The following is a 23,583-nucleotide window of genomic DNA, read 5'->3' as shown; positions in this document are numbered from 1 at the left end:
CCGCGGTGGGCCGTGATTGAGCGAGCCGCCCCCGCGCGGGTCCGCCGCCGTGCGAGTCGCTGTGCGGGGCCGCGGCCCTGCGAGTCGTCGGTGCGGGGCCGCGGCCCTGTCGGCTCGCGGCCCGGCGCGGTACGGGTGCGGTCAGGCGGCGTCCGGGTTCTGCCCGGCGGCGGCCTTGCGGATGCGGTCGATCTGGAGCCGGGCGAACTCGCCGAGGACCTTCTCGTCCACGACGTCGTTGCCCTGCATGCGGATCATGACGGCCCCGCCGCGCATGACCACCTCGGCGTCGCCGTCCTTGTCGGCGAACGCCTCCGCCGCCTCGGCGCCCGTGTCGACCTTCAGCTCACGGGTGCCGCTCCCGGCGTCCTCCCGCTCCTGGGCGAGGGTGCCCTTCATCGCGACCGAGGCGTTGTCCACCGTGTCGAAGGCGTACACGCTGTACTTGATCTTCTGGTCGGACTCGCCGTCGCGGTAGTACCGGCCCCCGCCCGCGGCGCCGAGGCCCGCGCAGTTCGACGCGGTCTCCTCCTGGCAGGCCTCCAGGGCGCGGGAGCCGTCATCCGTCTCGGGGTCGCCGGCCTCCCACCCCTGCGGCGCGGAGAGCTTCCCGGGAAGCGCCATCAGCAGCTGGTTCTCGTCGAGCGTCAGCGGCCTGCCGTCGTCCCGCGTCCAGTCCGCCCCATCGCTTCCGCACGCGGTCAGTACGACCATCAGCGCAGCGGCGCCAGCGATTCCCCGTAGTGCAACGGCCACCGGATTCCCTTCCCTCGGCCATGAAGTTGATCATGCACACTCAACCGCATGACGGGGCGTCAGCCCGCTTCCGTTACCAGGGGGAGACCAGGTCGTAGCCGGTCCGGGACATCGGCGCGACGGTCGTCGGCCGCGCGGCCGGCACCGTGCCCGACGTCACCGCGAAATCTTCGGGACACCGGCAACCCGCCGCGCCCGTTCCCCCTCTCTCCCTGCGACGACAGAACGTATCGGAGGTTGTCCCGTTGAGCCGCACACGTGCCCGCATCCTGCTCCGCACCACCGCCCTCGCCGGTACCGCGGTTCTGACCGCGGCCCTGACCGCGTGCTCGGGCGGTGGCGGCGGGTCCTCGGCCGGCGGCGCCGGCGGGGACGCCAAGGCCAAGCCCGAGACCCGCATCACCGTGAACCTGACGGGCAAGCAGGCCAGGCCCGGCAGCCCCGTCGAGGTGACCCTCGCCGAAGGCCGGCTCGCCGGGGTCACCGTCACCGACTCCAAGGGCGCCACGCTGGAGGGCAAGGTCTCCGCGGACGGCCGCACCTGGACGTCCGTCCGCAACGCCGCCCCCGGCACCGGTTACACGGTCGAGGCGCGCGACGCGGACGGCGGCACGGCGAAGGCCGACTTCGCGACCGCCGCGCCGGAGAAGGTCAACAAGCTGACCCTGGCGCCCGGCAAGAACTCCACGGTCGGCATCGCGCAGCCGCTGTCGATCGTCTTCGACCACCCGGTCAAGAACAAGGCGGCCGTCGAGAAGGCGCTGAAGGTCACCACCTCGAACAACACCGAGGGCTCCTGGGGCTGGATGCAGGACTGGTCCGGCAAGGACCGCGTGGACTGGCGGCCCAAGGAGTACTGGAAGGCGGGCACGAAGGTGACGCTCGACGCCCGGCTGAACGGCGTCGACTCCGGCCCCGAGGGCGGCTGGTTCGTCCGCGACTACGCCACGGGCTTCACCGTCGGCAAGAACCAGGTCGTCAAGGTGGACCTGGACGGCCACCGGCTGAAGCTGGTGCGGGACGGGCAGGTCGTCCGGGACGTCCCCATATCGGGCGGCACGCCCGGCGGCGAGAAGGCGTCCTGGCGGGGCCGGACCGTGCTGATGTCGAAGGAGGGCACGATCAACATGCGCTCCGAGACGGTCGGGCTCGGCGACGCCTACGACAAGATGGTCGACTACTCGATGCGGCTCACCTGGTCCGGGATGTACGCGCACGCGGCCCCGTGGAACGCGCGCTACATGGGCAACGCCAACCGCAGCTCCGGCTGCATCGGCATGAACGACGACAACGCGGCGTGGGTGTACGGGCAGGTGCAGGTCGGCGACCCGTTCGAGATCGAGGGCGCCGACGCGAAGGGCACGCAGGCCGTCAACAACGGCTACGGCGAGTGGAACGTGTCCTGGAGCGAGTGGCAGGCGAAGAGCGCGCTGCGCTGAGCCGCCGCCGGGCGCGGGCCGTCCCTCACCCGCGGGGCCGCCACCCACCCGGAAGGCCACCCCCTCGCCGGCGGGGCGGCCCGCGCCCCATTGTTACCGTCACGTGACCGACCAGGGTGTTACCCCAGGTAAGCCCAGCCGGTTACCGTCGGGTCACTTTCAACCACCGCTGATCGGCGAGTGAGGAGTGACCCGTGGGACACACGCGCACAGCCATGCGTACGGCGGCCGTCGGCACCGCCGCCGCCGTGCTGGCGACAGGGGCGGCCTTCGGGCTCACCCCCGCCGCCGCGGCCGCCCCCGCCACGGCCACCACGGCCACGGCCGCCGGGGACACCGCGAGCGCGACCGCCGCGGCGGAGAGCGCGGGCATCCGCTTCGTCGACATCGCGGGCGACGGCGGCACCGTCCTCAAGGCGAACGTCCTCACCCCCGCGAACGCCGACGGCACCCGCCGCCACCCGCTCATCGTGCTCCCCACCAGCTGGGCGATGCCGCAGATCGAGTACCTCGCCCAGGCCCGCGCCCTCGCCGACGCCGGGTACGTCGTCGTCAGCTACAACTCGCGCGGCTTCTGGCAGTCCGGCGGTGAGATCGAGGTGGCGGGGCCGCCCGACATCGCCGACGCCTCCAAGGTGATCGACTGGGCCCTCGCCCACACCCCCGCCGACCCCGGGCGCATCGGCATGGCCGGGGTCTCCTACGGCGCCGGGATCAGCCTCCTCGCCGCCGCCCACGACCCGCGGATCAAGGCCGTCGCGGCGCTCAGCGGCTGGGCCGACCTCATCGAGTCGATCTACAGCGGCCGCACCCAGCACCTCCAGGCCGCCGCCCTGCTCGGCGGGGCCGGCCATCTCACCGGCCGCCCCAGCGCCGAACTGCGGCACATCCTCGAAGGGTTCCTCTCGTCGGACCTGGAGCGCGAGCAGGAGATGATCGACTGGGGCCGCAAGCGCTCCCCCGCCGCGTACATCGACCGGATCAACGCCAACGGCGCCGCCATCATGCTCGGCAACGCCTGGGGCGACACGATCTTCCCGCCCAACCAGTACGCCTCCTTCTACGAGAGGCTCACCGGCCCCAAGCGCCTGGAGCTGCGCCCCGGCGACCACGCCACCGCCGAGGCCACCGGCCTGTTCGGCCTGCCCAACGACACCTGGACCAGCACCCGCCGCTGGTTCGACCACCACCTCAGGGGCGTCGACAACGGCGTGGACCGCGAGCAGCCGGTGCGGATCAAGTCCCGCACGTCCGGCGGCTACGAGGGCTATCCCGACTGGGCCTCCGTCGGCGCGCGCGAGGAGCGCATCCCCCTCGACCGCGGACACGCCGTCCGCACCGGCGCCGACTCGGGCGCCAACGGCGGCGTGGTCCTGCTGTCCAACGCCCTCGACCAGTTCCTGAAGCTCCCGCCGACCGTCTCCGTGCCGCTGCTCCCCCGCTCGTACGCCGCCGTCTGGCAGTCGGAGCGGTACGCGACCGCGCAGCGGGTGCGGGGCACGGCGAAGCTGCACACGACGGTCACCGGCACGGCGAGCAGCGGGACCCTGATGGCGTACCTGTACGACGTGGGGCCGCTGGGCTTCGGCAAGCTGGTGAGCAACGCCCCGTACACCTTCCACGGGCGGACGCCCGGTGAGCCGTTCACGGTGGACCTGGAGCTGTTCTCGACGGCGTACGACGTGCCGGCCGGGCACCGGCTGGCCCTGGTCGTCGACACGGCCGACCCGCTGTACATCGAGCACAACCCGGCCGGCGCGCGGCTGACCTTCTCCTCGCCGCCGTCCGACCCCTCGTACCTGTCGGTGCCGCTGCGCGCGGAGTGATCTCCGGCCGCTGCCGGGTCGTGCCGGAGGCCTTCCTCCCCCTTCGGGGGTGCCGGGGGCCAGCGCAAACTATCCAGTGCGGAAGGGCACTTCACGTCCCGACACGGAAGTGCGGCAATAGCGGTATTTCATGATGAAGCGGGGCGGTACGGGCGCCGGCGGCGCCGCTCAGCGGCCCTCGGCCGCCTCGCCGTACATCTGGGACAGCTGCGGGGAGCCGGTGATCGCCCAGTCCAGGCCCGCGGCCACCACGTCGATCTCGCGGCCCGAGGCCAGCCGGACCACGGCGCGGCCGCCGGGCAGCACGTCCCAGCCGGCGCCGGGCACGGTCCTGACGATCACCGTGCCCAGGTACAGGCCCGCGTCGTTGCCCACCCACGGCAGCTCCTCGGGGTCCTCGCGCCAGCGGGGCGTCAGCTGGTCGAGGGCCTCCAGCGAGCGGGGCGTGTCGTCCAGGAGCACCCCTGCCTCCTCGGCCCGGGAGCGCAGCAGGGCGCACTCCGAGAGCAGACCGGCCACGCCCTCCGGGTCCCTCTCGAAGGCGGAGGCCAGGGCCGTGCTCGGTCCGCCGCCGCGCCGCTTGCGCCAGGAGTCCAGGAAAGGGATGTTCATACGGCCCAGCGTGACACCCCGCGCGGCCCGGCACTACAGGGCGCGCGGGGGCCGCGCACCGGGCGCGCGGCCCGCCGTCACACGTCGAGGTCGACGACGACCGGGGCGTGGTCGGACGCGCCCTTGCCCTTGCGCTCCTCGCGGTCGACGTAGCTGTCCTTGACGGCGTCGGCGAAGGGCTTGTTGCCGTACACGAGGTCGATCCGCATGCCGCGGTTCTTGGGGAAGCAGAGCTGGCGGTAGTCCCAGTAGGTGAAGGGGTGCTCGTACTTCAGGGGGCGCGGCACGACGTCGGTGAGGCCCGTGCCGCGCAGGCCCTCCAGGGCGGCGCGCTCGGGCGCGGTGACATGGGTGGAGCCCTCGAAGAAGGAGCGGTCCCACACGTCGTCGTCGGTGGGCGCGATGTTGAAGTCGCCGAGCACGGCGAAGGGGCGGGGGCCCGCCGCGTCAGCCGCGACGGCCGCCTGGAGGGCCTCCAGCCAGCGCAGCTTGTAGGCGTAGTGGTCGTGGGCGACCTCCCGGCCGTTCGGCACGTACACCGACCAGAGGCGGACGGGGCCGCAGGTCGCGGAGATGGCCCGCGGCTCCTGCACGCCCTCGTACTCCGGTCCCCCGGGCAGGCCCGTGACGATGTCGTCCAGGCCGACCCGGGAGACCAGGGCCACGCCGTTCCACCGGCCCGTGGCGTTCACCACCGACTCGTAGCCGAGCTCGCGCAGCTCGGCCGCGGGGAACTGCTCGGCGGTGCACTTGGTCTCCTGGACGCACAGCACGTCCGTGCCGCTGCTCTCCAGCCAGGCCAGCAGGCGCGGCAGCCGAGCGGTGATCGAGTTGACGTTCCAGGTGGCGATACGCATGTCGGACAGCCTAACGGCGGGGTCTGACAACGGGCGCTCACAGCTCCGTGTAGGCCCCCGGGGTCAGCCGGCGGTGGTCGGTGCCGCCGAGCGCGCCGATCTGCCGGTCGTAGATGGGGCGGGCGAGCGGGGTGAGGAGCGCGTCGTGGATGTCGATGGCCCGCTGCGGCTTGACCTCGCGGACGTAGTCGATCACCTCGGAGATCTTGTTCCAGGGGGCGTGGACGGGGAGGAACAGGGTCTCCACGGGCCGTCCCGGCACGGTCAGCGCGTCGCCGGGGTGGAAGACCGCGCCGCCGTCGATCAGGAAGCCGATGTTGGTGACGCGGGGGATGTCCGGGTGGATCACGGCGTGCAGTTCGCCGTGGACCTCCACGTCGAAACCGGCGGCGGAGAAGGTGTCGCCGTCGCCGACGGTGTGGACCCGGCCGGGGAACGCGGCGGAGAGCTGCTCGGCGACGCTGCGCAGCGTCCAGATCTCCGCGGCCGGATTGGCCTCCATGCCCGCGCGGAGCTGGGCCTCGTCGAAGTGGTCGGGGTGTTCGTGGGTGACGAGGATCGCGTCGGCGCCGAGCGCCGCGTCCTGCTCGGTGAACCCGCCCGGGTCGATGACGAGGGTCTGTCCGTCCTTCTCCAGCCGTACGCAGGCGTGCGCTTTCTTGGTCAGCTTCATGCCCCCCATCCTGCCCCGCACGGGGTGCCCGAGTCCCCGTGCGGGAGCGGCGGGTTCCGCCCGTGTCAGGGCTCCAGGGTGGTCTCCTCGCGGATGACGCGCGCGGCGACGCGGAAGGCGGCGTTCGCGGCGGGGACGCCGCAGTACACGGCGGCCTGGAGGAGTACCTCGCGGATCTCGGTGGGCGTGAGTCCGTTGCGCAGGGCGGCGCGGGTGTGGACGGCCAGCTCGTCGAGGTGGCCGCGGGCGGTGAGCGCGGTGAGCGCGACGCTGCTGCGGGTGCGGCGGTCGAGGCCGTCGCGGGACCAGACCTCGCCCCACGCGTAGCGGGTGACGAGCTCCTGGAAGTCGCGGGTGAAGTCGTCGGCCGTGTCGAGGGCGGCGTCCACGTGGGCGTCGCCGAGGACCTCCCGCCGCAGCTTCAGTCCCGGTTCGTACGGGTCGGGCCGGTGCGCGGCGGGCGGGGCGGCGGGGGCGGGGACCTGGGCGGGCTGCGCCCCCGCCGGGTCGGCGGCCGCCGCGGCCGGGCCCTGCGCGAACGGGGTGGGCGTGCGGGGCGGCGCGGGCACCTCGGCGAGGGTGTCCTGCCAGGACGCGGCGAAGTGCCGTACGAGCAGGTCCGTGACGGCGGCGGGCTGCTCGACGGGGGCCAGGTGCGCGGCGGCGGGGACGACGGCGAGCCGGGCGTCGGGGATGCCGGCGACGAGGGTGCGGGCGGCGGCGGGGCCCGCCACGCGGTCGTCGGAGCCGACCAGGACGAGCGTGGGGACGCCGATCCGGGTGAGGTCGGCGCGGACGTCGAACGCGGCGAGCGCCTCGCAGGCGGCGATGTAGCAGCCGGGGTCGGTGGTGCGGACCATCTGGACGGCCCAGTCGACGATGGCGGGCTGGGCGGCGGCGAAGGCGGGGGTGAACCACTGCTCGGGGGCGAGGCGGGCCATCGGGTCCATGCCGTGGGCGCGGACGACGACGCCGCGCTGCCGGTACTCGTCGGCGGTGCCGAACCGGGGGGACGCGCCGACCAGGGCGAGGGAGGCCAGCCGGTGCGGGGCGCGCAGGGCGAGTTCGGCGCCGACGGCCGCGCCGAGCCCGGCACCGGCGTACCCGAACCGCTGGACGCCGAGCGCGTCGAGGGTGTCGAGGAGCCGGCCGGTGAGTTCGGCCGCAGAGGAGGCGGGCCGGGCGGGGGCGCCGCCGTGGCCGGGCAGGTCGAAGCGGAAGACGCGGTGCCGCGCGGTCAGTTCCGCGATCTGGCGGTCCCACATGTGCCAGGTGGTGCCCAGTGAGGGAGCCAGGACGAGGACCGGGGCGTCTTCCCGCCCGTCGAAGCGGTGTCGCAGGGTGTTCGGTGGTGTCTCGCTCACCGTCAGACCCTCTCACGGACGCGGAATCCCGCAGGGCTCGGGAGGAGCCCGCCCGCTCCCCCGCGCCGACGGGGCGCCGCGGCGGACGCGAGGTCCGGGGCGGGGCCGTGCGCCGTGACCCGGTCTCCGTCACGGCCGTTGGTCCACTGGACAGCCGCCGTGCGGAATCGCAGGATCGGCAGTCGAGCACCTGACGTCCGCACGCGCTTCTCCCCTCCGACGGAAGGCCGCGCCCGTGAAGTTCAGTTACGCCATGCTCCCCGACTACCCGCTCGCCGAGTCCCTGGAGTCCATCCGGCTCGCCGACGCACTCGGGTTCCACGCCTGCTACGCCGCCGACGAGACCTGGCACAAGGACCTGTGGCTGCTGTTCGCCGCCGCTGCCGGGCAGACCCGCCGCATCCGCCTGGGCCCGAGCGTGTCGCCCGTGACGCTGCGCGAACCGACGCTGATCGCCCAGGCCCTCGCCACGCTGGACGAGTTGACCGGCGGGCGCGCCGAAGGCGTCCTGTCCAGCGGCAACTTCGGCCTTCTCGCCCAGTACCGCGTCGACTGGACCCGCACGAGGCCGCTGTCCCGCGTCAAGGAGGCGCTGCACGTGATGCGGACCTTCCTCGACGAGGGCGCCCTCACGTACGACGGGGAGTTCTACTCGTACGACGGCCTGTTCACCTTCGCCCGGCCGGTGCAGGAGCGGCTGCCGCTGAAGCTCGGCGCGATGCGCGGCCCGAAGTCCTTCGAGGCGGCCGGCGAGTTCTCGGACGGCTGCCACCACGCCCTGAGCTACACCCGTGAGGCGTACGACTACGCCGTACGGCACATCCGGGCGGGCGCCGAACGCGCGGGCAGGGACTGGCGGACGCTGGACATCGGCGCCTGGGTGGTCTTCGCGACCGGCCCGGACGCGGCGGCGGCCAAGGAGGCCGCGCGCAGCATGGTCGGCATCTACGCGTCGTCCATGCCGGAGGAGCAGTTGCGCCGCAACGGCGTGGACCCGGCGGAGCTGAAGCCGGTCGTCGACGCGATCGCGGCGGGCGATCTGGCCCGCGGCATCGAACTGACCTCCCCCGAGGTGGCCGAGCGGCTGTCGGTGTCGGGAACGCCCGAGGAGTGCCTGGAGAAGATCCGGCGGGACATCGCACCCAGCGGCGTGAACCACATGATCTGCGCCATCACGGACCGGTCGCTGGTCAAGGCGTTCACCGGCCGCGACCTGGCGGACGCCGCCGATGTGGACACGCAGCTGAAGTTGATCAGTGAACGGATCATGCCCGCGTTCGCCTGACCCCGTCCGGCTCCGGCGAGTTGGGCCCTGGCCGGGGCCCGGCTTGCCGGATTGCGCCGTGTGCGCTACGGCGTGACGATGGAGGAAAGGGCCTGTTCCCAGCGGCAGTCCGCCGCTGACCGGTGCCGCGCCGCGCCGCGCCCGCGGTGGGCCGTCTGCTCCGAGCTTCCCCGAAACCCCCGCACCCCTGTGGGAGGACGACGGACATGACGGAAGAAGAACGCTTCACCGTCCCGGTGAGCCAGAGGGAGGACCTCGGTGCCTCGGGCGGCGCGAAGTTCCAGGACCGCAAGACGAATGTCACGGTGCGCCGGCCCTACCGGACGGCTCAGGCACCTGACGTGCTCGTCGCGCTCGAAGGCCGCGAAGGCGTGCGTCCGGCTCCGGGCCGGGCCACGGAGTCCGGGCAGAGCTGAGGACCCGGAGGGAAGTGGCCGCGATGCTGCAGTATCTGAATCGTTGCCCGTTCACCGTCTCGGTGGCCATCATGCGCTACACGCCCGGCTGCTCGGACGGCGGTGACTGGACGAAGGAAGGCTGGTGGAACATTCCACCGGGCGGCTCCAAGATCCCGTACGGCGGCGACCTGGACGATGTGAACGCCTGGTGGTGCGACTTCATCATGGGCGGCGGTCAGGTGTGGCCGGGCTCGGGCATCATCCGCGCCCTGCCGCCGCGGGTGTTCAGCTGGTGCGAGTGGACGGCCAGCACGGACTCCTTCGACGCCGACATGTTCCTGTTCAACGTGGACGACAACTCGGACCAGATCTTCGAGATCGTCCCCTAGGGACAGGACACCCCAAGACGGCGGGACATCCGCGGACTCCGGGACATCCGGAGACTCCCCAGGACGCCTCGACACATCCCGGGAAGGGGGCCCGAGGGCCCCGCACCCCGCCGGGCGGCGCCGGGCGCCGCCCGGTTCCCGTGCCCGGCCCCCGGATTCCTGCCGGGGCGTCAGGTCAGGGGGTCGCGGTGGAGACGACGTAGACGCGCGGCGCGGCCGGGTCGGTGAGGTCGACGGTGATGTCGCGGGTGGGCCGGGGGCGGTCCTGGCGGTGGGTGGTGCCGGACCAGTCGCGGCCGGGCGCGAACCTCCAGCCGACGATGCCGGCGTCGCGCTCGCTGACCGTGATGTCGCCGGCCTCCAGGGCGGAGCGGCTGGTGCCGCTGTCGCCGAGGAACGTGTCGAGCCCGGCGCCGGTGGTGGTGAACTGGACGTACAGGCGGCTCGACTTCCAGTTGCTGGTCTCGAAGTAGGCCACATCGCGGGAGCGGGCCGGGATCGGCACCTCGAAGACGCGCCGCTTCATCTTCGACGGCCAGCTGGCCTGGAGGCCGCTGACGGAGGACTCGGCCTCCTTGTCGCGGCCGCTGGAGCGGCTCTGCTCGGCGGAGACCGCGAGGTACCCGGCGGGGATGCCGATCAGCAGCACGATCACGAGCGCGGTGAACCAGCGGCGCAGGATCGTCTGGGCGCGGGTCTCACCCGCCGGGCCGGGCGCCTTCCTGGCCGGCGGTGCGGGCGCGGCCGGCGCGCCCGCACCGCCGGCATCCGGGTCGGGGGTGGCCGCGGCGCCGGTCCCGTCGGCGGCGCGAGCGCTCGCGGGCGTTTCGGTGCCGGTGGGGGGCTGGGTGGGGCTCATGCTCCGGGTTCCTCGGTGGTGCTCCTGGGGCGGGTGGGGCGGACGGCACCGGCGCGGAACGCCTGCGCGTAGCGCTCGTACCGCTCGTACCGCTCGACACGGCGCCGGTTGGCGCGGCGGAAGCGGCGGGCGACGAGCCGGGCGAGGTCGGCGGCCCCGACCATGCCCGCCTCCGGGCCCAGCTCCGCCTTGGCGATGCGGGCCTCGGGGCGGTAGCCGCGGCCGGTGAGATTGCGGCGGAAGGCGTCGCGCGCGGGGCCGATGAGCAGGTCGTCGGCGGCGCTGACGCCGCCGCCGATGACGAAGCAGGACGGGTCGAGGGCGGCGGCGAGATTGGCGATGCCGACGCCGAGCCACTGACCGATGTCCTGGAGGAGTTCGACGCACATGGCGTCGCCCTCGCGGGCCAGCTCCGTGATGAGCGGCCCGGTGATGTCCGGGACGTGGCCCTTGACGCGCTCGATGATGTTGTATGCGACCGGGGAGTCGGCGGCGGCGAGTTCGCGGGCCTCGCGGACGAGGGCGTTGCCGGAGCTGTACTGCTCCCAGCAGCCGCGGTTGCCGCAGGGGCAGCGGTGGCCGCCGGGGACGACCTGCATATGGCCGAACTCGCCGGCGACGCCGTACTTGCCGCGCTTGACGCGGCCGTCCTCCAGGATGGCGCCGCCGATGCCGGTACCGAGCGTGATCATGACGAGGTGGTCCTCGCCCCGGCCGGCGCCGAAGCGCCACTCCGCCCAGGCGGCGGTGTTGGCGTCGTTGTCGACCATCACGGGGACGGCGAGGCGGGCCTGCAGGGAGTCGCGCAGGGGCTCGTTGCGCCAGGCCAGGTGCGGGGCGAACAGGACGCGGCTGCGGTCGGCGTCCACCCAGCCGGCGGCGCCGATGCCGACGGCGTGCACATCGTGCCGGTCGGACAGGTCCAGGACCAGCTCCACGATGGTGTCCTCGACCACCTTGGGGCTCTTGGACTTGTCGGGGGTCTCGGTGCGGACCTTCTCCAGGATCACGCCGTCCGCGTCGACGACGCCGGCCATCACCTTCGTGCCGCCGATGTCGATGCCGACGGTCGGGACGCGGGGCGCGCTGAGGTGGGAGCGGCGCTCGCGGCTGCCGACGGTGCGCAGGACGGTGGCGCGTTCCGAGACGAGGTCCGTGACGCGGAGGGGGTCGCGGTGCGTGCTCACGGGTCCTGTCGTCCCTGCCGGTCGGTGGGCCGGGCGCGCTCGGGGTCCGGCGGCGGGCGGTGCCCGCCGTCGTCGATTGTGCCAGGAGGGGCCGCCCGTTCCAGTTCATGACGCAGGGCGTCGAGCTCGCTGCCGCCGGCCATCTGGCGGGTCAGCTCGTCCAGGGTGACCGAGTCCTTGGTGTGGTTTGCCGCCATGGCCCCGCGCTTGAGCAGCACGAACCGGTCGCCGACGAGATAGGCGTGGTGCGGGTTGTGGGTGATGAGCACCACGCCGAGGCCCTCGTCACGTGCGGCGGCCACATATTTGAGGACGACACCGGACTGCTTGACGCCGAGGGCGGCGGTCGGCTCGTCCAGGACGAGGACCTTCGCACCGAAGTGGACGGCGCGGGCGATGGCGACGCACTGCCGCTCACCGCCGGAGAGGGTGCCGATCGGCTGGTCCACATCCCGCAGGTCGATGCCCATGCGGAGCAGTTCGGCGCGGGTGGTGGCGCGCATGCGGGCCACGTCGAGCCGCTTGAAGGGGCCCTTGCCGGTGGTGGGCTCGGAGCCGAGGAAGAAGTTCCGCCAGACCGGCATGAGGGGGACGACGGCCAGGTCCTGGTAGACGGTGGCGATGCCCCGGTCCAGGGCCTCGCGGGGAGAGGCGAAGGCGGTCTCCTCGCCGTCGACGCGGAGCGTTCCGGCGTCATGGGCGTGCAGCCCGGAGATGATCTTGATGAGGGTGGACTTGCCCGCGCCGTTGTCGCCCAGGACGCAGGTGATCTGCCCGGCGTGGACCTGGAGGGAGACGTCGGTGAGGGCGCGGACGGAGCCGTACCGCTTGCTGACCGCGTCGAGCTCCACGAGGGGGGTCGTCATGAGGTGGCCTCCGCCCGCTTGCGGACCCAGGCGTTGAGGAGGGTCGCGAGGAGGAGCATCGCTCCGAGGAAGAACTTGAACCAGTCCGGGTTCCACTCGGCGTAGACGATGCCCTTGCTGGTCATGCCGAAGATGGCTGCGCCGACGGCGGCGCCGACCGCGGAGCCGTAGCCGCCGGTGATCAGGCAGCCGCCGATGACCGCGGCGATGATGTAGATCAGCTCGTTGCCGACGCCCTCGCCGGACTGGACCACGTCGTACGAGAAGAGCAGGTGCTGCCCGGAGACCCAGGCGCAGAAGGCGACGCCCATGTAGAGGAGCGTCTTGGTGCGGCGTACGGGGACGCCGACGGCGCGGGCCGCCTCGGCGTTCCCGCCCACGGCGAAGATCCAGTTGCCGAAGCGGGTGCGCAGGAGGATCCAGGTGGCCACCGCGACCAGGCCGAGCCACCACAGGACGGTGACCTTCAGGGTGGCGCCGCCGATCGTCGCCTCGGAGGCGAACAGGGCGCGGGCGGAGGCGAAGCCCTCCATGTCCGCGATGGTCTTGGTGGAGACGGTGCCGCTGATGAGCTTGGTCAGACCGAGGTTGAGGCCGGTCAGCATCAGGAAGGTGCCGAGCGTGATGATGAAGCTGGGCAGCCTGGTCCTGGTGAGCATGAAGCCGTTGAAGAACCCGACGGCGAGGGTGACCAGCAGGGACACGGCGACGCCGACCCAGGCGTTGGCGGTCATCTGATAGCTGAACATCGACGAGACCAGCGCCGACGTGGTGACGAGGACGCCCGCCGACAGGTCGAACTCGCCGCCGATCATCAGCAGCGCGACGGGCACGGCCATGATGCCGATGGTGGAGGCCGCGTAGAGCACGGTGCCGAGGCTGGCGGCGCGCAGGAAGCCGTCGGCGGCGAACGCGAAGAAGACGAAGACGGCGGCGGCGCCGACGACCGAGCCCAGCTCGGGGCGGGTGAGCAGCTTCCTCAGCGGGGCGGCGGGCAGCAGGCGCTCGTCGCCGGGAGCGCCCTGCGTGCCGCGCCCGGCGGGCGGGGCGGTGGCGGTCATCGCGTCCTCCGCCCGGTGCGGATGGCGGTCGCGGTCATCGCGTCCCCCGCTCCGTGTAGGCGGCGAGGGCACCGGCGTCCTTCTTGGTGATGATCTGCGGGCCGGTGAGGACGGGACGGCCGCCACCCAGCACGTCGGCGTTGTAGCGGTAGAGCCACAGCAGGTCGACGGCCTCGTACCCCTGGAGGTAGGGCTGCTGGTCGACGGCGAAGCCGAGGGTGCCGCTGTTCAGCCCGGCGGCGACCTTGGCGTTGAGGTCGAAGGTGTCGATCTCGGCCTTGGACCCGGCGGTGCGCTTGGCCTGCGCGGCGGCGTCGGCGAAGGGGGCGCCGAGGGTGACCACGGCGTCGATGGCCGGGTCGCTCTGCAGCTTGGCCTCGATGGACGCCTGGACGTCGGGCATGTTGGTGCCGTCGACGTAGAGGTTCTGCAGCGTGCCCCCGAAGGTCGCGCGTACGCCGGCGCAGCGCTGCTCGTGGCCGACGTTGCCCTGCTCGTGCAGGACGCACAGGGCCTTCTTGCGGCCGCGCTTGTCGAGCTCGTCGCCGACGGCCTGGCCCGCGACGGTCTCGTCCTGCCCGATGTGGGTGAGCGCGCCGTACGCCTTGGACTGGGCGGAGCCGGAGTTGACGGTGATCACGGGGATGCCGGCGGCGACCGCGCGGGCGACGGACGCCTTGAGCGCGTCGGGCTTGGCGAGGGTGACGATCAGGCCGTCGACCTTCTTGTCCACGTACGAGTCGACGAGCTGCGCCTGCTGCTGTCCCTCGTCGCTGTGGGCGTACAGGAAGTTGATGTTGTCCTTGGCGGCGGCCTGGCGGGCGCCCTTCTGGACGATGTCCCAGAACGTGTCGCCGTCACCGGAGTGGGTGACCATGGCGAAGGTCCAGCGGGGCGTGGTGACGTTGGCCCGGCCCGAGGCCGCCTCGGCGGCGGCCTTCCTGGCGTCCTCGGCGCGCTTGCCGCCGGTCGCGCTGCAGGCGGTCAGGGTCACTCCGAGTGCCACCGCCAGCACGGCGGCGACCGCGCGTACTCCTGTCCGAACCGTTGCCACGAGTCCGTGCCCTCCTGCCGTCCGCTGTCGTCCTGCCGCTGCCGGGGTGGGCGTTTCGTCCCGTCCCGACCGCCCAAGTATCGGTCATCGGGTCCCGCCGGGTGCCCACCGGGTACGGGGGACCGGCCGCCGCGCGAGGGCGCGCCCGTCTTTGACACGGCGCCCGGCGCGTGCCCCACTGTGGGACATGCGTATCGGATTGATCGGAACCGGTCGTATCGGGACCTTCCACGCGAAGGTGCTCAGTCGGCATGCGCGGGTCGGCGCGCTGGTCGTCACCGACGTGGACGCGCCGCGGGCGGAGCGCCTCGCCCGGGCCATCGGCGCGACGGCCGCGCCGAGCGCGGACGAGGTGTTCGCCTGGGGCGTCGACGCGGTGGTGATCACCTCGGCGACCGCGTCCCACGCCGACCTCCTGGTGCGCGCCGCGCGCGCCGGGCTCCCCGCGTTCTGCGAGAAGCCGGTCGCCGCGGACCTGCCCGGCACGCTGCGGGCGCTGCGCGCGGTGGCGGCGGCCGGGTCGCCGCTGCAGCTGGGCTTCATGCGGCGCTTCGACGCCGGGTACGCCAAGGCCCGCGAGGCCGTCCGCGCCGGGCGGCTGGGGCGGCTGCACACCGTGCGGACGGTCACCTCCGACGCAGAGCCGCCGCCCGCCGCGTACGTCCCGCTGTCGGGCGGGCTCTTCCGCGACTGCCTGGTCCACGACTTCGACATGGTGCGCTGGGTCACCGGCCGGGAGGTGACCGACGTGTACGCCGCGGGCTCGGACCGGGGACCCTCGGTGTTCCGCGAGGCGGGGGACGTGGACACGGCGGCGGCGCTGCTCACGCTGGACGACGGCACGCTGGTCACGGCGACCGCGACACGCTGCAACGGCGCCGGATACGACGTGCGGATGGAGCTGGCCGGTGAGCGGGACCAGCTGGTGGTGGGCCTGGACGACCGCACGCCGGTCACCTCCGCCGAGCCGCTGGGCCCACCCCCGGCGACCCGCCCGTGGACGGGCTTCCTGGAGCGGTTCGGGGCGGCGTACGAGGCGGAGCTGGACGCCTTCGTACGGTTCGCGCGCGGCGAGCGGGACAACCCGTGCGACGGGCGGCAGGCCCTGGAGGCGCTGCGGGTCGCCGAGGCGTGCGAGCTCTCCCGCCGGGAGCGGCGCCCGGTGCGGCTGGCGGAGGTTCCGGGGCTGGAGGGCGCGGTGTAGGGGCCGCGGCCGGTGGCGGCGGCCGCGGGGCCGTCCGGCACGTTCAGTCGCGGGCGGGGTCGGCGGCGAGGACGGTGCCCTGGGCGACCGCGCACAGCGTCTCCTCGCCGCCGTCCTCGCCGACCGTCAGCAGGTCGCAGCGGACCACGGCCTGCCGGCGCCCCGCGTGCACGACCGAGGCGCGCGCGACGAGCGTCCGGCCGACGGCCGGGCGCATGTACTGGATGGAGAACCCCGCCGTCAGCACGGCCGGGCCCAGCGCGGTGCCGGCGGCGAAGGTGAGGGCGTTGTCGGCGGCGTACGACAGGACGCCGCCGTGCAGGAAGCCGTTCTGCTGGAGCAGGTCGGGCCGTACGTCCACCTCGAGGACCGCCCGGCCCTCGCCGAACGCGGTGACACGGGCCCCGACGAGGCGGCTGAAGGGCTGGCTGTCGAGGACCTTGCGGGCGAGTTCGAGCGCGGGATCTCCGGTCATGGCGGCAGCGTAGGGGGCGCCGCCGGGGCGGACCAGGGTGCGGACACGGATAGGCGACGGGCCCGGCACGGACGAGCGGTGGGGCTAGCGGACGTCGTCCGTGTCCAGGAGGCCCGCGTCGTGGACGAGCAGGGCGATCTGGACGCGGTTGTTGAGGCCCAGCTTCGCGAGGATCCGCGAGACGTGGGCCTTCACGGTGGGGACGGACATGTACAGCGCGGCGGCGATCTCCGCGTTGGAGCCGCCCCGGCCCACGGCCAGGGCGACCTCCCGCTCCCGTTCCGCCAGCTCCGCGAGGCGCCGGGCCGCCGCCGTACGCCGGTCGTCCTCCCGTACGGCCGGGCCCGCGACGCCCGCGACATGCGTCATCAGCTGGCGGGTGACGGCCGGGGACAGCACCGGGTCGCCCGCGGCCACCTTCCGTACGGCGTCGACGATCTCGGCGGGCGGGGTGTCCTTCAGGACGAACCCGGCGGCCCCGGCCCGCAGCGCGCGCAGCACCTGCTCGTCGGCGTGGAAGGTGGTGAGGACCACCACCTCGGGCGCGCCGGGCCGGGCGCGCAGCCGCTCCGTCGCGGTGAGCCCGTCCACGCCCGGCATGCGGATGTCCATGAGGACGACGTGCGGGGCCAGCCGCTCCACGAGCGGGGGCACGTCGGCGCCGTCGGCGGCCTCGCCGACGATCTCGATGTCCTGGGCGCCGCCGAGCATCAGGGAGAGTCCCGCGCGGACGAGGGGGTCGTCGTCGACGACGAGCAGCCGGATGGTCATGAGGGCCACGGTAGCCAGGCGTGCACGGTGAACCCGCCACCGGGACCCGGCCCGTGGCGCAGCCGGCCGCCCGCGAGGGTGGCCCGCTCGGTCAGGCCGATGAGGCCCTGGCCGGAGCCGGGGACGTGCGGGACGGGGCCGGGCGGCTCGGCGTTGCGCACGTCGACGGTGAGCCCGTCGCCGGGGCGGCCGTGCACGGAGACGGCGACCTCGGCGCCGGGCGCGTGCTTGCGGGCGTTGGTCAGGCCCTCCTGGACGATGCGGTAGACCGTGCGGCCGGTGGCGGCGGGGACGGCGGCCGGGTCGGGTACGCCGATGTCGAGGGTGACGGCGGCGCCCGCCTCGCGTGACTCGGCGATCAGCGTGTCCAGTGTGGCGAGCGTGGGCTGCGGCCGGTCGCCGCCCGTGTCGTCGCGGTCGCCCGGGGCGCGCAGCACCCCGATGATCTGCCGCAGGTCCTGGAGCGCCTCGTGGGCGCTGTCGCGGATGACCCCGGCGGCACGGGCGACCTCGGCGGGCGGCGCGTCGGGCCGGAACTCCAGGGCGCCCGCGTGGACGCTCAGCAGGGTCAGCCGGTGCGCGAGCACATCGTGCATCTCGCGGGCGATGGCCTCGCGCGCCGCCCGCTGCGCCTGCTCGGCGCGCAGCCCCGCCTCCGCCTCGGCGCGCCGGGCCCGCTCGCGCAGGGCTGCGACGAGCTGGCGGCGGGAGCGGACGAGCATGCCCCAGCCGGTGACGAGGAGCAGCAGGACGAGGGTGACGACGAGCCCGAGGAGCGGGTCGACCTCCGGGTCGGGGCGGATGAACCCCTGGAGGGTGCTGCACGCCAGGACGACGCTCGCGACGGCGGCGAGACGGCGGGGCGGCAGTCGCACGGCGGCGCCGAACACCGTGACCAGCACCGCCCCGCCGGTGGCCGGGCTGATGACGCCGAGCACCGACACGGCGACGGGGATCGCGGCGGGGCGGCGGCGGCGCGCCCACAGCAGGAGGCAGGCGGCCGCGCCGAGGACGAGGTCGGTCCACACGACGGCGTCCGACTCGTTGAGCCTGCGGCTGTTGTCGACCGCGGCGATCCCGACGAGCACCGCGAAGGCGAACGCCACCGTGTCGACGGCCCAGTCGCGCACGGTACGGGGACGGCTCGCGCCGTCGGGGTCGGGGTCGGCGTTCCGCGCCAGGTCGGAGGGCAGCAGCCAGGGGTACTCGGCGTGTGTCACGCGCTCCACGCTACGCAGCCCGGACCGGGCGGACGGCCCGCGGCCGGCCGGCGGCTACCGAAGTCGGCGAAGCGTGGACTTCCGGACCGGGACGGCCATCCGGAGGTCGGAAGCGGAGGGGCCCGGGGCGTCGGAGGATCGGGGCCATGAAGAAGATCCTCGAAGTGTTCGGGACCGTGCTGCTCGTGGTGGGCGGCGTGGGCGTGGTGCGCGAGCTGACGGACGGGTGGTTCGCGTTCATGGGCGTCACGCGGGTGGTGGTGGAGAGCGTTCCGCCGCTGCGGGACTCGCCGCTGGCCGCCCACGCGGTGCTCGCCGCGGCCGGTCTCGCCCTGCTCGCCGCCGCGGACCGCCGGGGGCGCGCGTAGGCGGCGCCGGGAGGCCCGGCGCGGTGCGGCCCGCGCCCCTCGGGCCTCCGCTCGCGGGCGGCTCGTGGCGGCGGGCCGGCTCGCGGCGGCGGCCCGCACGTCGGCGGGGTGGTTGGCCGGGGGGCCGGCGTTCGGCGGGCGGGCGGTCCGGCGAGTGGCCTGGCGGTCCGGCGGGGGTCCGGGCGGACTGGTGGTCGTCGACGGGGTGGTCCGGAGGGTGGCCGGGCGGTCCGGAGGGCGGCCGGGTGGTCCGGTGGGCGGGTCACGTCACTCCGGGAGGCCGAAGGTGCCGAACTCCGCCGGGCCGGCGGGCCGGTACGTCTGGACGGTCGCCCCGGTCGACGTGGTGCGGTGCCCGGTGAGCTCGTACGCCGTGGGGCTGCCGCCCTCCGGGAACAGCCGGCGGCCCTTGCCGAGGAAGACGGGGAAGACCAGCAGGTTCAGCTCGTCCACCAGGCCGTGGGCGATGAGCCCCTGGGCGAGGCGGGCGCTGCCGTGGACCTGGATCTCCCGGCCGGGGCCCGCCTTCAGCCGGGCGACGACCTCGGCGATGTCGCCCTCCACCAGGTGGGAGTTGTTCCACTCGGCCTTGTCGAGGGTGCGGGAGACGACGTACTTCGGCAGGTTGTTGAGGCGGCTCGCGATCGGGTCGTCCGGGTCGGTGACCTGCGGCCAGTACGAGGCGAAGATCTCGTAGGTGCGGCGGCCGAGCAGGAAGGCGTCGGCGCGGTCGAAGACCTCGTTGACGAAGCGGCCCATGTCCTCGTCCGCGAAGGGGACGAGCCAGCCGCCGTAGTCGAAGCCGTCGCTGCGGTCCTCGTCGCGGCCGCCGGGGGCCTGCATCACGCCGTCGAGGCTGAGGAAGGTGGTGAGGGTGAGCCGGGCCATGGCTGGCACCTTTCGTCGCTGGTCCGTTTCCGTCACCAGCTCAGACCCTGCCGCCGCCCGGAACTCATCGCCGGGCGGCGACGCGGCGGGCGTGTCCCACCGGAGGAGCAACACCCGCGCGAGCCGACCCCGCGCGAGTCCGCCCCGCGCGAATCGGCCCCGCGCGGGGGAGGCGCGGGGCCGGGTCACCCGGCAGCGTCACGGTCGTCGCCGGGTGGGCAGGGGGGCCGGGAGAGGCGTCAGCCGCCCAGCTCCTGGTGGCGGGTGGCGAGGCGCTTGGCGCCCTCCTCCGTGAGGGAGCCGAAGAGGCGCAGCCGGGAGATGCCGCCGTCGGGGTAGATGTCGATCCGCACGTGGGTGCCGGTGGCCGGGGCGGGCAGCACGAAGCGGTGGTTCGTGTCGGGCTGGAGGCGGGTCCGGGGCAGGAACTCGGTCCACGACCCGTCCTCGCCGTCGCGCACGGACAGGGCGGCCCAGCCGGCGCTGTTGCCCTTCAGGTACGCGGTGTCGATCTCCACGGCGCGGATCTCCGCCTGCTCGACGAGCCGGTAGCGGATCCAGTCGTTGCCCTGGTCGCGGCGGCGCCGCGTCTCCCAGCCGTCGTCCATTTTGCGGGAGCGGCCCGGCTGGATGGTGTTGGTGGCGGGCGAGTAGAAGCGGTCGGACGCGTCCTCGACACCGCCGCCGTTCTCCAGCGCGACCAGGTCGAAGGTGCCGAGCGCGCCCAGCCACTCCGGGTCGGGGGCGACCTCCCCGTGGACACGGAGGCGGGCGATGCCGCCGTCGGGGTGCTGGTTGAGGCGCAGGTGGGTGAAGCGGCGCTCCACGTCGACGGCGAAGCCGTTGGCGGCGTGCCCGCCGACGGCGGTGCGCGGGACGATGACGGTCCACTCGACGTCGGGGCCGAGCAGCTCCTCCGGGGACGGGGAGCCGGGCACGGACGCGGCTTCGACGGAGACGGCCTGCGGGTAGTTGCCGCGGAAGTGGGCCGTGTCGACGACGATGCCGCGGATCACGCCGGGCGCGCCGAGCCGTACGAGGGCCCAGTCGTGGTCGTCGGCGTCCGGGTGCGGGCGGTCGGCGGAGGCGCCGCGCCGGCGGCGGGTCTCCCAGCCGTCCATGACCTTGCCCTTGTGGCCGAAGTGCTCCGGGTCGAACTCGGCCGGGCCGGGCTTGAGGAGGTTCTCCCGCTCGGCGAAGAACTCGTCGTTCGCGGCGACGACACCCGCGCCGAGGCGGCGGTCGGCGAGGTCGGCGTACCCGGTGAAGGGCAGGTCGGCGGTGCGGTAGTCGGCGTACGGGTCGCCGCCGCCGTAGGGGCTGGCGTCACCGGTGAAGCGCGGGATGCCGGTGCTGGAGCCGGTGTCCTTGGAGTCGGAGCCGGTGTCCTTGGAGTCGGCTGCGGAGTCGGTCACGGGATTCACTTGTTCCTTTCGAGCAGTCGCCCGCTGGGTGCGGCGGGTCGGCCGCGGTCGGCGATGCGTACGCCGCGCAGCCAGGTGGAGGTGACGACGCCGTACAGGGTGCGGCCCGCGTAGGCGGTGACCCGGTTGCGGTGGTGCAGCCGGGCCGGGTCGACGGTGAAGGACTCGTCGGGGGCGAGGACGGCGAAGTCGGCGTCGCGGCCGGCCTCGATGGCGCCCTTGCGGTCGAGTCCCACGAGGGACGCGGGGGCGGTGGACATCCAGCGGGCCACGTCGTCCAGGGTGTGGCCGCGCCGGCGGGCCTCGGTCCAGACGGCCGGGAGGCCCAGCTGGAGGGAGGAGATGCCGCCCCACGCGGTGGAGAAGTCGGGGGTCTTGAGGTCGGCGGTGGACGGGGAGTGGTCGGAGACGACGCAGTCGATGACGCCGTCGGCGAGGCCCTGCCACAGGGCGTCCTGGTTGGCCGCCTCGCGGATGGGCGGGCAGCACTTGAACTCGGTCGCCCCGTCCGGCACCTCCTCGGCGGTGAGGGTGAGGAAGTGCGGGCACGTCTCGACGGTGACCTTGACGCCCTCGCGCCTGGCCGCGGCGATGAGCGGCAGCGCGTCGGCGGACGACAGGTGCAGGACGTGGACGCGGGCGCCGAGGCGGCGGGCCTGGGCGATGAGGTTCTCGACCGCGGTGTTCTCGGCGTCGCGGGGGCGGGAGGCGAGGAAGTCGGCGTATTTGGCGGAGCTGCGGCTGGGCGCGGCGTCGAGGTGGTGCGGGTCCTCGGCGTGGACGATCATCAGTCCGCCGAAGCCGGTGATCTCGGCGAGGGAGGCGGCCAGCTGCTCCTGGTCGAGCTGGGGGAACTCGTCCACGCCGGACGGCGACAGGAAGCACTTGAATCCGAACACCCCGGCGTCGTGCAGCGGCCGCAGGTCCTTGACGTTGTCCGGCAGCGCGCCGCCCCAGAAGCCCACGTCGACATGGGCCTTGGGCCGGGCGACGTCCTGCTTGACCCGCAGGTGCTCCACGGTCGTCGTGGGCGGCAGGGAGTTGAGCGGCATGTCGATCAGCGTGGTGATGCCGCCGGCGGCCGCGGCGCGGGTGGCGGTCCAGAAGCCCTCCCACTCGGTGCGGCCGGGGTCGTTGACGTGGACGTGGGTGTCGACCAGGCCGGGCAGTACGGCGTGGTCGCCCACGTCCTCCAGGCGGGCCCCGGCGGGGACCTCGGCGTCGTACGGCAGGACCGCGGCGATGGTGCCTGCGGCCACGGCGACGGACGCGGGGCGCGTGCCGTCGGGGGTGACGACGCGCGTCGAGCGCAGTACCAGTTCCACGTCACCACTCACGTGCACGCTCACGTCCAACGCTCTCCCCTCCAGCGGATTTCAACGTTCTGTTGAAGGAGTCTCGCCCTCCGGCCGACCCCCGTCAAGGGGTGTCCGGAGCCCGAAGATCCACTTGGCGGTTTCCACAACATGGAAATATGATTCCGCATGGAAGAACGTAGCTCCGCACGAAGGAGGCGTCCGGAGGCAGCGGGGAAACAGTGCGGACACATGGACAAACAGGCCCTGACCGGCCGGGATGCCACCCCGTGGGCGATGTGCCCCGCCGGAGGGCCCGGTAGGCTGCTGCCTTGTCCATCCGCCTCGAAAGGACCGTTGACGTGCCGTCGTCCAGCGCCAGCACCACCGACGCCGCCAAGCCCGCCGCCGGGTCCGGTGGCGTGCAGTCCCTTGAGCGTGCCTTCGACCTCCTGGAGCGGATGGCCGACGCCGGGGGCGAGGTCGGGCTGAGCGAGCTGTCCGCCAGCAGCGGCCTGCCGCTTCCCACCATCCACCGCCTGATGCGCACCCTCGTGGCCTGCGGCTACGTACGCCAGCAGGCCAACCGGCGGTACGCGCTCGGCCCCCGGCTGATCCGCCTCGGCGAGTCCGCGTCCCGCCTCCTGGGCACCTGGGCCCGCCCCTATCTCGCGCGCCTGGTCGAGGAGACCGGCGAGACGGCGAACATGGCCCTGCTCGACGGCGACGAGATCGTGTACGTCGCGCAGGTGCCGTCCAAGCACTCGATGCGGATGTTCACCGAGGTCGGCAGGCGCGTACTGCCGCACTCCACCGGCGTCGGCAAGGCGCTGCTCGCGCACACCCCGCCCGAGGAGGTGCGCGCGCTCCTCGCCCGTACGGGGATGCCCGCCGCCACGGAGAAGACCATCACCACGCCCGACGAGTTCCTCGCGGCGCTGGAGCAGGTGCGGGCGGCGGGGTACGCCGTGGACGACAACGAGCAGGAGATAGGGGTCCGGTGCCTCGCGGTGTCGGTGCCCGACTCGCCGACGCCGGCGGCGATCTCCATCTCGGGCCCCGCGGGCCGGGTGACGGAGGCGGCGACGGACAAGATCGTCCCCGTGCTCCAGGAGGTGGCGCGCGATCTGGCGACGGCGCTCACCAACACGTCGTCGCCGAGCTGACGGCGGCGGGCAGCGGCGTGCGGCGCCGTCGCGGGCACGTCCTGCGCGGGTCGTGAGGCGGGGCGGCGCGTCCGCGCCCGGACAACGTGGCGTCGCGGACACGTCCTGCGTGGTTGGTGAGGCGGGCGGGTGCGTCCGCGCCCGGA

The 23,583-nt window shown here is 73.8% G+C and carries 24 protein-coding genes; 8 read left to right on the top strand and 16 right to left on the bottom strand.

The annotated features are described in order from the left end of the window. Positions 1–141 precede the first annotated feature (141 nt). Positions 142–714 (bottom strand): hypothetical protein, encoded by a 573-nt coding sequence (locus ACSUPT_RS25140; protein ID WP_351964680.1) that lies wholly within the window; start codon positions 712–714, stop codon positions 142–144. 287 nt (positions 715–1,001) lie between these two features. Between ACSUPT_RS25140 and ACSUPT_RS25135 the strand changes: the two genes are divergently transcribed. Further along, entirely contained in the window at positions 1,002–2,195 is a 1,194-nt protein-coding gene (locus tag ACSUPT_RS25135) for a L,D-transpeptidase family protein (protein ID WP_403499704.1), read from the top strand. Between the two features lie 215 nt (positions 2,196–2,410). After that, entirely contained in the window at positions 2,411–4,021 is a 1,611-nt protein-coding gene (locus ACSUPT_RS25130; RefSeq protein WP_436946266.1) for a CocE/NonD family hydrolase, read from the top strand. Between the two features lie 168 nt (positions 4,022–4,189). Here ACSUPT_RS25130 and ACSUPT_RS25125 read toward each other — a convergent pair whose 3' ends face one another. The 4 genes from ACSUPT_RS25125 to pcaDC form a co-directional block, all read right to left on the bottom strand. Next, positions 4,190–4,633, bottom strand: a complete 444-nt coding sequence (locus tag ACSUPT_RS25125; protein WP_403499701.1) for a DUF6278 family protein — start codon at positions 4,631–4,633, stop codon at positions 4,190–4,192. A 77-nt stretch (positions 4,634–4,710) separates the two neighbouring features. Next, the gene (locus ACSUPT_RS25120; RefSeq protein ID WP_351964676.1) at positions 4,711–5,490 is read right to left on the bottom strand and encodes an exodeoxyribonuclease III; all 780 of its coding nucleotides are present in this window, start codon (positions 5,488–5,490) and stop codon (positions 4,711–4,713) included. A gap of 37 nt (positions 5,491–5,527) precedes the next feature. Beyond that, a complete protein-coding gene (locus ACSUPT_RS25115) occupies positions 5,528–6,163 on the bottom strand; it encodes an MBL fold metallo-hydrolase (RefSeq protein WP_351964675.1) in 636 nt (211 codons plus the stop codon). A 65-nt stretch (positions 6,164–6,228) separates the two neighbouring features. Further along, complete coding sequence (pcaDC, locus tag ACSUPT_RS25110) at positions 6,229–7,527, bottom strand: bifunctional 3-oxoadipate enol-lactonase/4-carboxymuconolactone decarboxylase PcaDC (protein WP_361658954.1); 1,299 nt, start codon at positions 7,525–7,527, stop codon at positions 6,229–6,231. Between the two features lie 235 nt (positions 7,528–7,762). Here pcaDC and ACSUPT_RS25105 point away from each other — a divergent pair, with 235 nt between their 5' ends. The 3 genes from ACSUPT_RS25105 (at position 7,763) to ACSUPT_RS25095 (ending at position 9,599) form a co-directional block, all read left to right on the top strand. Then, positions 7,763–8,812 (top strand): LLM class flavin-dependent oxidoreductase, encoded by a 1,050-nt coding sequence (locus ACSUPT_RS25105; protein ID WP_351964673.1) that lies wholly within the window; start codon positions 7,763–7,765, stop codon positions 8,810–8,812. Between the two features lie 206 nt (positions 8,813–9,018). Then, positions 9,019–9,228, top strand: a complete 210-nt coding sequence (locus ACSUPT_RS25100) for a hypothetical protein (protein WP_351964672.1) — start codon at positions 9,019–9,021, stop codon at positions 9,226–9,228. 23 nt (positions 9,229–9,251) lie between these two features. Next, on the top strand, positions 9,252–9,599 hold the full coding sequence (locus tag ACSUPT_RS25095; RefSeq protein ID WP_351964671.1) for a DUF1036 domain-containing protein: 348 nt from the start codon (positions 9,252–9,254) through the stop codon (positions 9,597–9,599). A 175-nt stretch (positions 9,600–9,774) separates the two neighbouring features. Here ACSUPT_RS25095 and ACSUPT_RS25090 read toward each other — a convergent pair whose 3' ends face one another. Genes ACSUPT_RS25090 through ACSUPT_RS25070 form a run of 5 tightly spaced genes read right to left on the bottom strand, consistent with a single transcriptional unit; the run spans position 9,775 to position 14,626 of the window. Continuing rightward, positions 9,775–10,458: a hypothetical protein gene (locus tag ACSUPT_RS25090; RefSeq protein ID WP_436945574.1), complete on the bottom strand. Its 684-nt coding sequence runs from the start codon at positions 10,456–10,458 to the stop codon at positions 9,775–9,777. Next, positions 10,455–11,645 carry an ROK family glucokinase gene (locus ACSUPT_RS25085; RefSeq protein WP_351964670.1) on the bottom strand — a complete coding sequence of 397 codons (1,191 nt, stop codon included), beginning with the start codon at positions 11,643–11,645 and terminating at the stop codon, positions 10,455–10,457. Before ACSUPT_RS25085 ends, ACSUPT_RS25090 begins: the two co-directional genes overlap by 4 nt. Next, the gene (locus tag ACSUPT_RS25080; protein ID WP_436945573.1) at positions 11,642–12,511 is read right to left on the bottom strand and encodes an ATP-binding cassette domain-containing protein; all 870 of its coding nucleotides are present in this window, start codon (positions 12,509–12,511) and stop codon (positions 11,642–11,644) included. The genes ACSUPT_RS25085 and ACSUPT_RS25080 overlap by 4 nt, the downstream gene beginning before the upstream one ends. Beyond that, positions 12,508–13,572, bottom strand: a complete 1,065-nt coding sequence (locus ACSUPT_RS25075; RefSeq protein ID WP_351964668.1) for an ABC transporter permease — start codon at positions 13,570–13,572, stop codon at positions 12,508–12,510. Before ACSUPT_RS25075 ends, ACSUPT_RS25080 begins: the two co-directional genes overlap by 4 nt. A gap of 34 nt (positions 13,573–13,606) precedes the next feature. Then, entirely contained in the window at positions 13,607–14,626 is a 1,020-nt protein-coding gene (locus ACSUPT_RS25070; RefSeq protein ID WP_351964667.1) for a sugar ABC transporter substrate-binding protein, read from the bottom strand. Between the two features lie 187 nt (positions 14,627–14,813). Here ACSUPT_RS25070 and ACSUPT_RS25065 point away from each other — a divergent pair, with 187 nt between their 5' ends. Further along, entirely contained in the window at positions 14,814–15,830 is a 1,017-nt protein-coding gene (locus ACSUPT_RS25065) for a Gfo/Idh/MocA family protein (RefSeq protein ID WP_436945572.1), read from the top strand. Between the two features lie 43 nt (positions 15,831–15,873). On the opposite strand, the gene ACSUPT_RS25060 is transcribed toward ACSUPT_RS25065, so the two are convergent. The 3 genes from ACSUPT_RS25060 to ACSUPT_RS25050 all read right to left on the bottom strand — a co-directional run bounded on the left by ACSUPT_RS25060 (position 15,874) and on the right by ACSUPT_RS25050 (position 18,296). Next, entirely contained in the window at positions 15,874–16,305 is a 432-nt protein-coding gene (locus tag ACSUPT_RS25060) for a PaaI family thioesterase (protein WP_351964665.1), read from the bottom strand. 84 nt (positions 16,306–16,389) lie between these two features. After that, a complete protein-coding gene (locus tag ACSUPT_RS25055) occupies positions 16,390–17,076 on the bottom strand; it encodes a response regulator transcription factor (RefSeq protein WP_351964664.1) in 687 nt (228 codons plus the stop codon). Beyond that, positions 17,073–18,296, bottom strand: coding sequence for a sensor histidine kinase (locus ACSUPT_RS25050; RefSeq protein WP_436945571.1), 1,224 nt, complete (start codon positions 18,294–18,296; stop codon positions 17,073–17,075). The genes ACSUPT_RS25055 and ACSUPT_RS25050 overlap by 4 nt, the downstream gene beginning before the upstream one ends. Before the next feature lie 146 nt (positions 18,297–18,442). On the opposite strand from ACSUPT_RS25050, the gene ACSUPT_RS25045 reads away from it, so the two are divergent. Continuing rightward, positions 18,443–18,664, top strand: a complete 222-nt coding sequence (locus ACSUPT_RS25045) for a hypothetical protein (RefSeq protein ID WP_436945570.1) — start codon at positions 18,443–18,445, stop codon at positions 18,662–18,664. A 267-nt stretch (positions 18,665–18,931) separates the two neighbouring features. Here ACSUPT_RS25045 and ACSUPT_RS25040 read toward each other — a convergent pair whose 3' ends face one another. The 3 genes from ACSUPT_RS25040 to allB all read right to left on the bottom strand — a co-directional run bounded on the left by ACSUPT_RS25040 (position 18,932) and on the right by allB (position 22,313). Then, the gene (locus tag ACSUPT_RS25040) at positions 18,932–19,552 is read right to left on the bottom strand and encodes a dihydrofolate reductase family protein (RefSeq protein ID WP_399217632.1); all 621 of its coding nucleotides are present in this window, start codon (positions 19,550–19,552) and stop codon (positions 18,932–18,934) included. A 239-nt stretch (positions 19,553–19,791) separates the two neighbouring features. After that, on the bottom strand, positions 19,792–20,898 hold the full coding sequence (gene alc, locus ACSUPT_RS25035; protein ID WP_361659051.1) for an allantoicase: 1,107 nt from the start codon (positions 20,896–20,898) through the stop codon (positions 19,792–19,794). A 74-nt stretch (positions 20,899–20,972) separates the two neighbouring features. Then, positions 20,973–22,313, bottom strand: coding sequence for an allantoinase AllB (gene allB / locus ACSUPT_RS25030; protein WP_351964787.1), 1,341 nt, complete (start codon positions 22,311–22,313; stop codon positions 20,973–20,975). A 320-nt stretch (positions 22,314–22,633) separates the two neighbouring features. Between allB and ACSUPT_RS25025 the strand changes: the two genes are divergently transcribed. Further along, entirely contained in the window at positions 22,634–23,437 is an 804-nt protein-coding gene (locus tag ACSUPT_RS25025; protein ID WP_351964659.1) for an IclR family transcriptional regulator, read from the top strand. The last annotated feature ends 146 nt before the right edge of the window (positions 23,438–23,583 follow it).

Source organism: Streptomyces sp. SudanB25_2051, from assembly GCF_964272635.1.
Taxonomy (GTDB): Bacteria; Actinomycetota; Actinomycetes; order Streptomycetales; family Streptomycetaceae; genus Streptomyces.
Note: the sequence above shows the minus strand (reverse complement) of the source record. Positions and strands in the feature narration are given on the sequence as shown.